Genomic DNA, 11,076 nt, shown 5'->3' with positions numbered 1-11,076 from the left:
CCGCCGGGCCGCCCACCCGACCCGCACGCTGCGGCCCCGCTGACACACCCGACAGCTCGCGGACACCGAGGTGGCCGCGAGCTGTCGGGGTGGTACGGGGTCGGGTCAGGGGCTGACCTGCTGGCGGGACTGCTGGGTCTGGTCTTTGACGTCCTGCGCTGCCGACTTCGTGTCGTCCTTGACGGCGTCCACGGCGCCCTGGGCGGTGGACTTCACCGACTCGGCGGCGTGCTGGGCCGGCTCGCGCAGCTCCTCCTTGAGCTCGCTCGCCACCTCGCTCAGCTTCTCCTTCACCGCCCCGCTGTGCTCGCTGGCCTTCTCCTTGATCTGGGTCGCGGCCTGCTGCTCCCGGCGGGTGGCCGGGATCAGCGACGAGGCGAGCCAGCCGACGCCGAACGCGATCAGGCCGGCGGCCAGCGGGTTGCCCTCGGACTTCTGCCGGATCACCCGGGGCGCGCTGTGGGCGGCGTCGCTGACGGTGGAGGCCGCCGAGTGCGCGGCGTCGCTGACGCTGGAGGCCGCCGACGAGGCGCGGTCGCCCACCGAGTGGGCGGCGTGGCCGGTGCCGTGGCCGAGGTCAGACGCGGTTCCCATGACCTTGTCCCTCACATTCTGCAGCGCGGAACGGGCCCGCTGCTTACGGTCGTCGACGATCCGGCTGGGGCTGACCTTGTACGCCAGCGCGTCCACGTCGGAGCTCAGGTTGTTGCGGGTGGCTTCGATCTCCCGGCGGATCTGGTCGGGATCGGTGCTCATCGGGTGACTCCCTCCGGGTGAGGCTTGAGCGCGTCGGGGATCCGCTGCACGCTGTCGTTGGTCTGCTTGAGCCCGCGTACGTGCTGGGCGTTCTTTTTGGCCATGGAGTAGAGGACACCGGCGACCACGGCCCAGATCACGGCCACGATCAGCGCGGCCAGGCCGGAGTCCATGACGTTGTCCAGGAACTGCCACAGGGCGATGGACACGAAGAGCGCCACCATGTAGCCGCCGAAGCCGGCGCCGCCGAAGAGCCCGGCGGCCTTTCCGGCCTTCTTGCCCTCCTGGCGGATCTCCGCCTTGGCCAGCTCGACCTCCTGGCGCATCAGCGTCGACAGGTCACTGGTGACCTGGCGCATCAGCTCACCGAGCGAGCTGCCCTTCACCTCCGCCGCCGTGTGCGGGGCACCCGCGTCGGGGTGGTAACCGGAGTCCAGGCCGGACCCCTGCGTCGGCATGGTCATGCCGTCGCCTCCCTTCGGATGACTCGGTGGCTCACGGGCGGGTGGTGCCGCTGGACGGCACGCCGGGCAGCGGGTCGGTCTGGCTCACCGGCGGCAGCGGCTGACCGGTGCCGGTCGGCTCGCCGTAGGCGCCGGGGGTCGGGTCGGCGTACGTGCCCGGGGTCGGGTCGAGGTAGCCAGCCGGCGGCACGGCGTCCGGCGTCGCGCGGGGCGCGGGCGCCGGCGTCGGGATCACCGCGGTCTGCTCCGGGTCGTACGCCCCGGCGCCGCGGTAGCTCGCCGAACCGTTGCCGGAGTCGTCGCCGGCGGCGGAGATGCTGCGGGTCAGGCGGCCGGCCAGCACGCCGAGCACCGCCGCACCGACCAGGAAGGTGCCCGGGTTGCGCCGCGCGTAGTCGCGTGCCTCGGCGATCAGGTCGCCGGGCTCGCGCTCCTCGAGCCAGCCGGCCACGCCGTGCACCCGGTCGGCGGCCTGGCGGGCGAGCTCGCTCACCGGGCCGGCCTGGCCACCCTGCTCGGCCATCGAGCGCATCTCGTCAGCCAGCGAACGCAGCCCACCGGCGGCCCGACGCTGCTGCTCACCGGTCTGGCTGGCGAGCTGGGTGCGGGCCTCGCCGTACAGGTTGCGGGCCTGCCGGGCCGCCTCACGGCCGACCTCGGTGCCCTGCTCCTTGGCGGTCTGCGCGACCGCGCCGCCGGCGTGCGCGGCCTCCGACCCGACCTGGCGGGCCTGCTCGCGGACGCCTCCGCCGTTGGTCGACTCCTGCCCGTACGTGGAAGACGTAGGTGAAAGATCGTAAGACATGATTTCCCTTCCGCTCGGAAAGTCGTCGCGGTTGTGCTGGGGGGATGCGGCCGCGTTGCCGCGGCCGCTGACCATTCACCTACCCTGCGTTCCGCCTTCCATACCTCTTCGTGCATTTCTCTGCGCGGCCCGTCGGATCGACTTCAAAATGGAGGATCGTCGGGCTGCGTCACGTCGCCGCTGCGGACAGTGAGGTTCGCGGGGCCGGCAGATCCACGGAGGGGGCAGCGATGGCACGAGACGCGCGAGGGGGCCGACCGGCCGGCCACCGACCCCGGGTCCAGCAGGCCGCGCTGATCGTGGCCGCGGTCTTCCTGCTGATCGGCATCCTCGGCTTCATCCCCGGCATCACCACCGACTACGGCGATTTGCGGTTCGCCGGACACCACTCGGAGGCCCTGCTGCTCGGGCTGTTCCAGATCTCGATCCTGCACAACGCCGTACACCTGCTGTTCGGGCTGGTCGGCCTGGCGATGGCCCGCAGCGTCGCCGGCGCCCGGCTCTTCCTGGCCGGCGGCGGCGCGATCTACCTCGCGCTCTGGCTGTACGGCCTGGCGATCGAGGCCATCAACGAGGACGGCGGGGCGAACATCCTGCCGATCAACTCCGCCGACAACTGGCTGCACCTCGCGCTCGGCTTCGGCATGCTGGCGCTCGGACTGCTGCTCTCCAACCAGGCTGGCACCGGCGGACGCCTCGACACGCCGATCGACCGGCCCTGAACCGGCTCTCCAGCGGTTTGGCGATCATCCCGGCAGGGGTATCCCCGGGGTGATTCGCGAAAGAGGTGTGACATGCCCCGTTGGCTGCGTGACAACGCACTGACCGTCGCCATGCTCGGCGCGTTCCTGGTCTTCCTGGTGTTGCAGAGCGTCTTCGGCTGGCAGACCCACAACGAGGAGCTGACCGAGTTCGGCGCGGCGCCGCTGAGCTGGCCGGCGTACCTGACCAGTGGGCACTTCGTGGAGGCGGTCTTCGAGAATTGGGAGTCGGAGTTCCTCCAGATGGGCGGGTACGTGCTGCTCACCGCGCACCTGGTGCAGCGGGGGTCGGCCGAGTCGAAGCCGGTGGACCAGACCGACCGGCCGGAGGACGACGAGCGCAAGGCCACCCCGCAGTCACCCTGGCCGGTACGCGTCGGCGGTCTGCCCCTGACCGTCTACCGCAACAGCCTCTCCATCGCGCTCCTGCTGATCTTCCTCGGCTCGTTCGTCGGCCACCTGCTCGGCGGCACCGCCGCGTACAACCAGGAGCAGGCGTTGCAGAGCGGCGCACCGCCGATCGGGGTCTGGGACTTCCTCGGCACCAGCGACTTCTGGTTCCAGTCCATGCAGAACTGGCAGAGCGAGTTCCTCGCCGTCGGCGCCCTGATCGTGCTGAGCATCGTCCTGCGCCAGCACGGCTCTCCGGAGTCGAAGCCGGTCACCGTCGCGCACGCCAGCACCGGCGCCTGAGCGCCGCCGCCACCGGGCTCGGCGGCCCGGGCCGTCAGGCCGCGACCGGCAGCCGCTTGGCGAAACAGACGCTGTACGGGTTGTTCACGTACTCGCCGTACACCGGGATCCGGTCGTAGCCGCACGAGGTGTACAGCCCGATGGCGGCCGGCAGGTAGGTGCCGGTCTCCAGGCAGACCACCGAGTGCCCCTGCCGGAACGCCAGCTCCTCCAGCGCGGCCAGCAGCTGGCGGGCGATGCCCCGACCCCGGTACGCCGGCCGGACGTACATCCGCTTGACCTCGCCGGTGGCGGAGTCGATCGACTGGAGCCCACCGCAGGCGACCGCCCGGCCGTTCACCACCACGGCCAGGTAACGGATGTCGTCGTGGGTGACGGTGACCTGCCCGTCCAACCCGCCGTCGGCCTCGCGCAGCTCACGCTGCTGGGCGATGACCAGGGCGGCGATCTCCGGATCGATGGCGGGCCGAGCTTCGATCAGCATCACCCCACGTTAGGCGGGATGGATTTCGCGGAGGTTTCCGGCAATCAACCCGATCACGGAGCGCACCGGGCTATTCGGCGTCGTCCTCGTCGTCGATGTCGACGAGGTCGTCCGACGCGTCGGCGCCCAGCTCGTCCCCCGAGCGCACCCGACGGGCCTTGCGGGCGGCGAGCCGCTCCGCCGCACGCGCCCGATTCGACCTCGCCTCCAGCCGGACGTCGGTGCCCCGGTTGCCGGGCACGAAGTCCACGCCGGCGAAGAGCGTCGGCTGCCAGTCGAACTCGCGCTCACCGATCCGGACCAGGTCACCGGGCTGCGCGCCGGCCTTGGCCAGCTTGTCCTCGACCCCGAGCCGGGCCAGCCGGTCGGCCAGGTAGCCGACCGCCTCGTCGTTGTCGAAGTTGGTCTGCTTGACCCACCGCTCCGGCCGGACACCCCGGACGGTGAACGAGCCGTCGGTCTCGGCCTCGATGGTGAAGCCCTCGTCGTCCACGGCCGTCGGGCGGATCACGATCCGGGTCGGCTCGGCCGGGGGCGCTGCCTTGCGCTGCGCGTCGACCAGGTCGGCCATCGCGTAGGTGAGCTCCTTGAGCCCCTCCCGGGTGGCCGCGGAGACCTCGAACACGCGGTAGCCGCGCTCCTCCAGGTCGGGACGCACGATCTCGGCGAGGTCGCGGCCGTCCGGCACGTCGACCTTGTTCACGGCCACCAGTCGCGGCCGGTCGGCCAACCCGCCGTACTCGTTCAGCTCCGCCTCGATGGTCTCGATGTCGGCGACCGGGTCGCGGCCGGGCTCCAGCGTCGCCGAGTCGATGACGTGCACCAGCACGGCGCAGCGCTCGATGTGCCGCAGGAACTCCAGACCCAGGCCCTTGCCGGTGGCCGCGCCGGGGATCAGGCCCGGCACGTCGGCGACGGTGAAGGTGTGGTTGTCCACCCGGACCACGCCGAGGTTCGGCACCAGGGTGGTGAACGGGTAGTCGGCGATCTTGGGCTTCGCGGCGGAGATCACCGAGATCAGCGACGACTTGCCGGCCGACGGGAAGCCCACCAGGCCCACATCGGCGACGCTCTTGAGCTCCAGCACCACGTCCAGGTGGTCGCCCGGCTCACCCAGCTCGGCGAAGCCGGGAGCCTTGCGCTTGGCGTTGGCCAGCGAGGCGTTGCCCCGCCCGCCGCGCCCGCCACGGGCCACCTCGAAGGTGGTGCCGGCGCCGACCATGTCGGCCAGCACAGTGCCGTCGAGGGTCTGCACCACCGTGCCGTTGGGCACCTTGAGCACCAGGTCGTGGCCGTTGGCCCCGTCCCGGTTCGACCCCGCGCCGCCCTTGCCGTTGTCGGCCTTGACGTGCGGGCGGAAGTGGAAGTCGAGCAGCGTGGTCACCTGCGGGTCGACCACCAGGGACACGCTGCCGCCGTGTCCGCCGTTGCCGCCGTCCGGCCCACCGAAGGGCTTGAACTTCTCGCGGTGGATCGAGACACAACCGTGCCCGCCATCGCCGGCCTGCAGATGCAGAACGACCCGGTCAACGAACGTCGCCACGGCGTCAATCCTTCCAGCGAGGTTCGACCCCGCACTGCGAAAAAAGCGAAGCGGGCCGGGACCCGGAGGTCCGCGGCCCGCAACGCCTGAGAGCTACTGCTGCGGAACGATGCTGACGGTCTTGCGACCGCGCTTGGTGCCGAACAGGACCGCACCGGCGGACAGCGCGAACAGCGTGTCGTCGCCGCCACGGCCGACCAGGTCACCGGGGTGGAACTTGGTGCCGCGCTGCCGGATGAGGATCTCACCGGCGCTGACAACCTGACCACCGAAGCGCTTCACGCCGAGTCGCTGGGCCGCGGAGTCACGACCGTTACGCGAGCTGGACGCACCCTTTTTGTGAGCCATTGGAGGACGACCTACTTCCCGCTGGAGATGCCGGTCACCTTGACCTGGGTCAGCGGCTGGCGGTGACCCTGGCGCTTGTGGTAGCCGGTCTTGTTCTTGAACTTGTGGATCTTGATCTTCGGGCCCTTGGTGTGCGCGGCGATCTCGCCGGACACCGCGACCTCGGCAAGCTTCGCCGCGTCGGTCACCAGGTCGTCACCGTCGACGAGGAGCACCGCGGTGAGCTTCACCGCGTCACCGGGAGCACCGGTGAGCTTCTCGACCTCGATCACGTCGCCCTCGGCGACCTTGTACTGCTTGCCGCCGGTCTTGACGATCGCGTACATCGGAGGCGGACTCCCTGTCGTTGAGGCTGCTGGCGGTCGTCCCCGCGGCGGCTCGCCGGGTAGCAGTGCACGGCAGCGCGGGCACACGGGAACTCGGCACACCAAAAGTGCGCCGCAGGCAAGAGTACGCCATCGCCGGCCCGGACCCCAAACCGGCCCGCCCTGGTCAGCCCGCGCAGAGCTGGTCGAGGCGCTGCTGGAGCCGGTCCAGCTCGGTCTCGTCGATCGACTCCACGTCGGCGCCGAGCGCGGCGACCTCGGTGCCGATGTCGGTGAGCAGTGTCTTGAGCTGCGGGTCGGCGGCTCGGGCCGACTGCTCCCGCAGCGCGGCCCGCCAGCCGGTCAGCGCGGCCTCGGCCCGCTTGCGGGCGGCCTCGGCGGTGGCGCTGTCCCCGACACCCGACGCGGCGATCATCCGACCCACCTCCGCCACGTAAGTCTCGAGCGCGGTGGTGCCGGCCTGCTGTGCCGCGGCGCACACCTGCTCGGTGTTGTCGCCCGACGCGCCACCGCCCACCGGCGTGCCGGTCGGGGTGCCCCCGGTCCCGGCGGCCGAGCCGGAACCCCCGGTCGTGCCGGGCCCCTCACCGCCGGACCGGTCGGTGGCGCAACCCGCCCCGGCGGAGAGCGCGGCGACCAGCACGGTGACGGCGAGCAGACGACGCATCTTCTTCTCCTGCCCGGGAGTGGCCGATCGCGGACCGGGTGGCCGGACCGGCGAGGTCCCTCCCCTGTCACTTTGCCAGGGAAGGGACCTCGTCAAACACCGTGCCGGTCAGACCCGGCGGTCAGGCGGTCAGGGGCGGGTCCGTCGGCGGGCGCCGCCCCGGCGGGAACGGCGCCGGCCCGTGCCGCCCTCGCCGTTCTCCTCGTCGGCGTCACCGTCGGCGAGAGCGTCCGGGTCGTCCGCGGCGGCCAGCCGGGCCGACTCGCCCTGCTGGCTGTCGGACACCGCCGGCGCGGCCGCGGTGTCCGACTCGTAGCGGGACAGGTCGTAGCCCATCGTGTCCACGTAGTCGGCCTCCGGTGCGGTGCTGGTGTCGTTCTCGACGACCTCGACCACCGCCTTCTCGGCCGAGGCGCTCTTGCGCGCCCGACGGCGCGAGGACGCGCTGCCCTGCTCGGCGGGCGGGGCGGCGGCGACCGACGACGCGACCGCCTTGACCTTCTCCCCCGCCCCGTTGGAGCGTGGCTTCTCCGGCACCGGCTCGGTGTGGATGATGACGCCCCGACCCTTGCAGCACTCGCAGGTCTCGCTGAACGCCTCCAGCAGGCCCGCGCCGATCCGCTTACGGGTCATCTGCACCAGGCCGAGCGAGGTGATCTCGGTGACCTGGTGCTTGGTGCGGTCCCGGCCCAGGCACTCGGTGAGCCGGCGCAGCACCAGCTCGCGGTTCGACTCCAGGACCATGTCGATGAAGTCGATCACCACGATGCCGCCGATGTCGCGGAGCCGGAGCTGGCGGACGATCTCCTCCGCCGCTTCCAGGTTGTTACGCGTGACCGTCTCCTCCAGGTTGCCCCCGGAGCCGGTGTACTTGCCGGTGTTGACGTCGACGACCGTCATGGCCTCGGTACGGTCGATCACCAGCGAGCCGCCGGAGGGCAGGAAGACCTTGCGGTCCAGGCCCTTGATGATCTGCTCGTCGATCCGGTACTCGGCGAACACGTCGCTCGTGCCGACGTGCCGGCGCACCCGGTCGACCAGGTCCGGGGAGACGTGCGACAGGTACGACTCGACGATGTCGTACGACTGCTCGCCCTCGATCACCAGCTCGCGGAAGTCCTCGTTGAAGAGGTCCCGGACGACCCGGATGACCAGGTCGGGCTCCTCGTAGAGCAGCACCGGCGCGCCGCCCTCGGCGGCCTTGGCCTGGATGTCCTCCCACTGGGCCTGGAGGCGCTTGACGTCCCGGGCCAGCTCGTCCTCGCTGGCGCCCTCGGCGGCCGTCCGGACGATCACACCCGCGCCGTCCGGGACGAGCTTCTTGAGCACGTCCCGGAGCCGCTTGCGCTCGGTGTCCGGCAGCTTCCGGCTGATCCCGGAGGCGTTGCCGTTGGGCACGTAGACCAGGTGCCGGCCGGAGAGGGCGATGTGGCTGGTCAGCCGGGCGCCCTTGTGCCCGATCGGGTCCTTGGTGACCTGGACCAGCACCGAGTCGCCGGAGCGCAGCGCCTGCTCGATCGAACGGGCACGCCCCTCCAGGCCGGAGGTGTCCCAGTTGACCTCGCCGGCGTACAGCACCGCGTTGCGGCCCCGGCCGACGTCCACGAACGCCGCCTCCATGCTGGGCAGCACGTTCTGCACCTTGCCCAGGTACACGTTGCCGGCCATCGTGCCGGAGGAGTTGCGGGTGACGTAGTGCTCGACCAGCACGCCGTCCTCCAGGACGGCGATCTGCGTACGGTCACCGCGCTGACGCACGGCCATCACCCGGTCGACCGCCTCCCGGCGGGCCAGGAACTCCGACTCGCTGAGGATCGGCGGCCGCGTACGCCGCTGCTCCCGGCCGTCCCGGCGGCGCTGGCGCTTGGCCTCAAGCCGGGTCGAGCCGGACACGCCCTGCACCTCGTCGACGGTCCGACGCGGCTCACGGATCTTGACCACGGTCGGCACGCCGTCGTCGGCGGCGCCCTCGGTGTCGCCGGCACCCCGGCGGCGGCGACGCCGGCGGCGACGGGTCAGCCCGTCCCCACCCTCGGACTCCTCGTCCTCGTCGCCCTCGGCCTCGGCGGTCTCTTCCTCCTCGGCCTGCGCCGCCTCGTCGGACTCCTCGTCCTCGGCGTCATCGGCGCCACCCTTGCCACGGCCACGGCCACGGCGGCCACGCCGCCGGCGGCGGCGCGCGGCGGCGCTGTCCTCGTCGTCCTCGTCCGCCTCGATGGCCTCCTCGGCCTCCTCGGTCGGCTCCTCCTCGGCCTCGATCGCCTCGACCGGCTCCACCGGCTCGGTGTCGCGGCGACCGCGCCGCCGCCGGCGGGACGGCTCGGCGGCCTCCTCCGCGACCGGCTCCTCGGCGAACGGAGTGGGCTCCGCCGGCCGGGTCACCGGCACGGCGTCCGGCTGCGGAGCCATGAACAGCACGGTGGGCGCGGAGAGCGCCGCCCGCCGGCGGCGGGTCCGCGGCTGCTCCGGCTCGACGATCTCGGCCGGCTCGATCGGCTCGTTGGCCAGGCCGGCCACAGCCACGCCCGGCGGCACCTCGCCGGAGCGCTCCTGCGCGCCGCTGGTCCGGGCCTCCTCGGTGGCGGTCCCGCCCGAGGGCAGCTCCGCCTCGTTCAGCTCGGCCTCCGCCTCGCGCAGGTCGGACTCCGCCGGCGTCTCGGCGACCGGCTCCTCGACAGCGGCGGGCTCTTCCGCGGCGGGGGGCTCCTCGACGGCGGCCGGCGTGGCCTTCTTGCGCCGGGTGCGGGTCACCTTGACCGGGGGGAGCACCTCGGCGGAGGCCTCCTCGGCGGAGGCCGCGACCAGCGGCTCCTCGGCGGTCTTCTCCACCGGGGCGGCCTTGCGGCGGCGCCGGGGCGTCTTCGGGGGCGTGTCCAGGTCACCGGAGATCGGGGCGAAGACCTCCGCCTGCGGCGACTCGCCGGCGCCGGCCCCGCCGGTGGACGCCTCGACCGGGGCGTCGGTCTGCTCCGGCTGGTTGAGCGGGGCGGCTCGACGGCGGGTCGCCCGGGTACGCCGCGCAGGCGCGGCGGGCTCGGCGCTCTCCGCGCCGGACGGCTCCGTGCCAGCCGGTTCCAGCGCGGCCGATCCGGCAGCGGTGGGGTTCGCGACGGCGGCGCCGTCAGCGGTGGTGCTTTGGTCAGCGGTGTCGCCGGCCGGCTGTGAACCGGTCCGTTCGCCGCCCTCGGGCTCGTTCTCGAGCATGGACGTTCTCCAGTTCTGGCTGCCCCGGGCGCGGGTGAGCGCTGCCACGCAGGGTCGCCGCAAAAGTGTTTCCGCCGGGCGCGCGTGGTGCGCGACCGCCGAAGTCTGCCTGCCAGAGCACTGACCGTCGGTCAGTGCCCAACGATGGCTGCCCCGTCGCGGTCCGCATCCAACGGATCCACGATCGCACCCTGCGCGGTCAGCGTGCCCTGAGCCAGCCGGGTCACCCTCGGCGAGACCGGCGGCTCCAGGTCGGCCACCACGCGGAGGCCGGAAAGGACGTCATCGGGCCGTACGGACGGGGTGACCTGCCGCACGACCAGTTCGAGTATCGCACACGGTACGGCCGGCGCCCCGGAAGGCGTCGGCGTCGGCGCGACGACATCGATTGACATAACGGCCGCACGGGCATCGAAGGTACGTCGCCCCTGCTTGGTCATCCGCTCGACCAGCACCTCCTCGGCGGCGGTGAAGGCGTCCACGGTGCTGCGCAGCACGGTGGGGTCGACCTCGGGCAGCTCGATGTGCCAGTGCGAGGCCTCGATCCGGTCCGGCAGGCTGCCCCCGACGGCGATCACGGCGTCCAGCACGTCCAGCCCGGGTGAGAGCGCGGCGTCCAGCGCGGCCCGCAGCGCCTCCGGGTCGACCGGCGTCTGGAGGCCGATCTCCAGGTACTCCGCCTCGCTGGCCACCCCGGTGGGCGCGGCGCTGGCGTAGGAGATCTTCGGGTGCGGGGTGAAGCCCTGGGAGTAGGCGATCGGCACGCCCGCCCGGCGCAGCGCCCGCTCGAAGGCCCGGGCGAAGTCCCGGTGCGAGGTGAACCGCAGCGGCCCGCGCTTGGCGTACCGGATGCGGACGCGCTGGACGACCGGCGCCTGCCCACCCTCCGGCTGTGGTTTCTTACTGATCGTCTCGCTCCTCGGAACTCAGCTCACGTTGATCATGAAGTTGTTGTCGGCGACACGCCTTGCGGCTGGCAACACCTTCATGATCAACACGGGCGGCCGGGTGGGGCCGGGTGGGGC

At 72.2% G+C, this 11,076-nt stretch carries 13 protein-coding genes; 3 read left to right on the top strand and 10 right to left on the bottom strand.

Annotation, left to right across the window (positions count from 1 at the left end; all coding sequences use genetic code 11):
• Positions 1–105 precede the first annotated feature (105 nt).
• From EAD89_RS28190 to EAD89_RS28180, 3 genes are read right to left on the bottom strand one after another with little or no spacing between them, the layout of a single operon-like run.
• Entirely contained in the window at positions 106–756 is a 651-nt protein-coding gene (locus EAD89_RS28190; RefSeq protein WP_121677820.1) for a DUF3618 domain-containing protein, read from the bottom strand.
• Positions 753–1,220 (bottom strand): phage holin family protein, encoded by a 468-nt coding sequence (locus tag EAD89_RS28185; RefSeq protein WP_121653651.1) that lies wholly within the window; start codon positions 1,218–1,220, stop codon positions 753–755. The genes EAD89_RS28190 and EAD89_RS28185 overlap by 4 nt, the downstream gene beginning before the upstream one ends.
• Positions 1,221–1,251: 31 nt before the next feature.
• Complete coding sequence (locus tag EAD89_RS28180) at positions 1,252–2,025, bottom strand: hypothetical protein (RefSeq protein WP_121677819.1); 774 nt, start codon at positions 2,023–2,025, stop codon at positions 1,252–1,254.
• 230 nt (positions 2,026–2,255) lie between these two features.
• Here EAD89_RS28180 and EAD89_RS28175 point away from each other — a divergent pair, with 230 nt between their 5' ends.
• Together EAD89_RS28175 and EAD89_RS28170 are read left to right on the top strand one after the other, a co-directional pair.
• Positions 2,256–2,747 (top strand): DUF4383 domain-containing protein, encoded by a 492-nt coding sequence (locus tag EAD89_RS28175; RefSeq protein ID WP_121677818.1) that lies wholly within the window; start codon positions 2,256–2,258, stop codon positions 2,745–2,747.
• A gap of 72 nt (positions 2,748–2,819) precedes the next feature.
• Positions 2,820–3,479 carry a DUF6766 family protein gene (locus EAD89_RS28170; RefSeq protein ID WP_121677817.1) on the top strand — a complete coding sequence of 220 codons (660 nt, stop codon included), beginning with the start codon at positions 2,820–2,822 and terminating at the stop codon, positions 3,477–3,479.
• 34 nt (positions 3,480–3,513) lie between these two features.
• Here EAD89_RS28170 and EAD89_RS28165 read toward each other — a convergent pair whose 3' ends face one another.
• The 7 genes from EAD89_RS28165 to EAD89_RS28135 form a co-directional block, all read right to left on the bottom strand.
• The gene (locus EAD89_RS28165) at positions 3,514–3,963 is read right to left on the bottom strand and encodes a GNAT family N-acetyltransferase (RefSeq protein WP_121677816.1); all 450 of its coding nucleotides are present in this window, start codon (positions 3,961–3,963) and stop codon (positions 3,514–3,516) included.
• 70 nt (positions 3,964–4,033) lie between these two features.
• Positions 4,034–5,506, bottom strand: coding sequence for a GTPase ObgE (obgE, locus tag EAD89_RS28160; protein ID WP_121653646.1), 1,473 nt, complete (start codon positions 5,504–5,506; stop codon positions 4,034–4,036).
• A 93-nt stretch (positions 5,507–5,599) separates the two neighbouring features.
• Positions 5,600–5,854: a 50S ribosomal protein L27 gene (gene rpmA, locus EAD89_RS28155; RefSeq protein ID WP_074313740.1), complete on the bottom strand. Its 255-nt coding sequence runs from the start codon at positions 5,852–5,854 to the stop codon at positions 5,600–5,602.
• 11 nt (positions 5,855–5,865) lie between these two features.
• On the bottom strand, positions 5,866–6,180 hold the full coding sequence (rplU, locus tag EAD89_RS28150; RefSeq protein ID WP_074313742.1) for a 50S ribosomal protein L21: 315 nt from the start codon (positions 6,178–6,180) through the stop codon (positions 5,866–5,868).
• A gap of 166 nt (positions 6,181–6,346) precedes the next feature.
• The gene (locus tag EAD89_RS28145; protein WP_121677815.1) at positions 6,347–6,847 is read right to left on the bottom strand and encodes a hypothetical protein; all 501 of its coding nucleotides are present in this window, start codon (positions 6,845–6,847) and stop codon (positions 6,347–6,349) included.
• A 129-nt stretch (positions 6,848–6,976) separates the two neighbouring features.
• On the bottom strand, positions 6,977–10,051 hold the full coding sequence (locus EAD89_RS28140) for an Rne/Rng family ribonuclease (protein WP_121677814.1): 3,075 nt from the start codon (positions 10,049–10,051) through the stop codon (positions 6,977–6,979).
• A 131-nt stretch (positions 10,052–10,182) separates the two neighbouring features.
• Positions 10,183–10,878, bottom strand: a complete 696-nt coding sequence (locus EAD89_RS28135; RefSeq protein WP_233579219.1) for a TIGR03936 family radical SAM-associated protein — start codon at positions 10,876–10,878, stop codon at positions 10,183–10,185.
• Between EAD89_RS28135 and EAD89_RS31185 the strand changes: the two genes are divergently transcribed.
• On the top strand, positions 10,868–11,076 hold a 209-nt coding region (locus EAD89_RS31185), incomplete at its 3' end, for a hypothetical protein (RefSeq protein WP_233579218.1). The two genes, EAD89_RS28135 and EAD89_RS31185, sit on opposite strands and share 11 nt — an antisense overlap.

Origin of the sequence: Micromonospora sp. BL4 (genome assembly GCF_003667505.1) — a bacterium.
Taxonomy (GTDB): domain Bacteria; phylum Actinomycetota; class Actinomycetes; order Mycobacteriales; family Micromonosporaceae; genus Micromonospora.
Note: the sequence above shows the minus strand (reverse complement) of the source record. Positions and strands in the feature narration are given on the sequence as shown.

Bases quoted from the DNA above. Each gene is read 5' to 3' on its own strand.
- EAD89_RS28170 (WP_121677817.1), top strand. From the start codon at position 2,820: ATGCCCCGTTGGCTGCGTGACAACGCACTGACCGTCGCCATGCTCGGC.
- EAD89_RS28180 (WP_121677819.1), bottom strand. From the start codon at position 2,025: ATGTCTTACGATCTTTCACCTACGTCTTCCACGTACGGGCAGGAGTCG.
- rplU (WP_074313742.1), bottom strand. From the start codon at position 6,180: ATGTACGCGATCGTCAAGACCGGCGGCAAGCAGTACAAGGTCGCCGAG.
- EAD89_RS28190 (WP_121677820.1), bottom strand. From the start codon at position 756: ATGAGCACCGATCCCGACCAGATCCGCCGGGAGATCGAAGCCACCCGC.
- EAD89_RS28185 (WP_121653651.1), bottom strand. From the start codon at position 1,220: ATGACCATGCCGACGCAGGGGTCCGGCCTGGACTCCGGTTACCACCCC.
- rpmA (WP_074313740.1), bottom strand. From the start codon at position 5,854: ATGGCTCACAAAAAGGGTGCGTCCAGCTCGCGTAACGGTCGTGACTCC.
- EAD89_RS28145 (WP_121677815.1), bottom strand. From the start codon at position 6,847: ATGCGTCGTCTGCTCGCCGTCACCGTGCTGGTCGCCGCGCTCTCCGCC.
- EAD89_RS28165 (WP_121677816.1), bottom strand. From the start codon at position 3,963: ATGCTGATCGAAGCTCGGCCCGCCATCGATCCGGAGATCGCCGCCCTG.
- EAD89_RS28140 (WP_121677814.1), bottom strand. From the start codon at position 10,051: ATGCTCGAGAACGAGCCCGAGGGCGGCGAACGGACCGGTTCACAGCCG.
- EAD89_RS28175 (WP_121677818.1), top strand. From the start codon at position 2,256: ATGGCACGAGACGCGCGAGGGGGCCGACCGGCCGGCCACCGACCCCGG.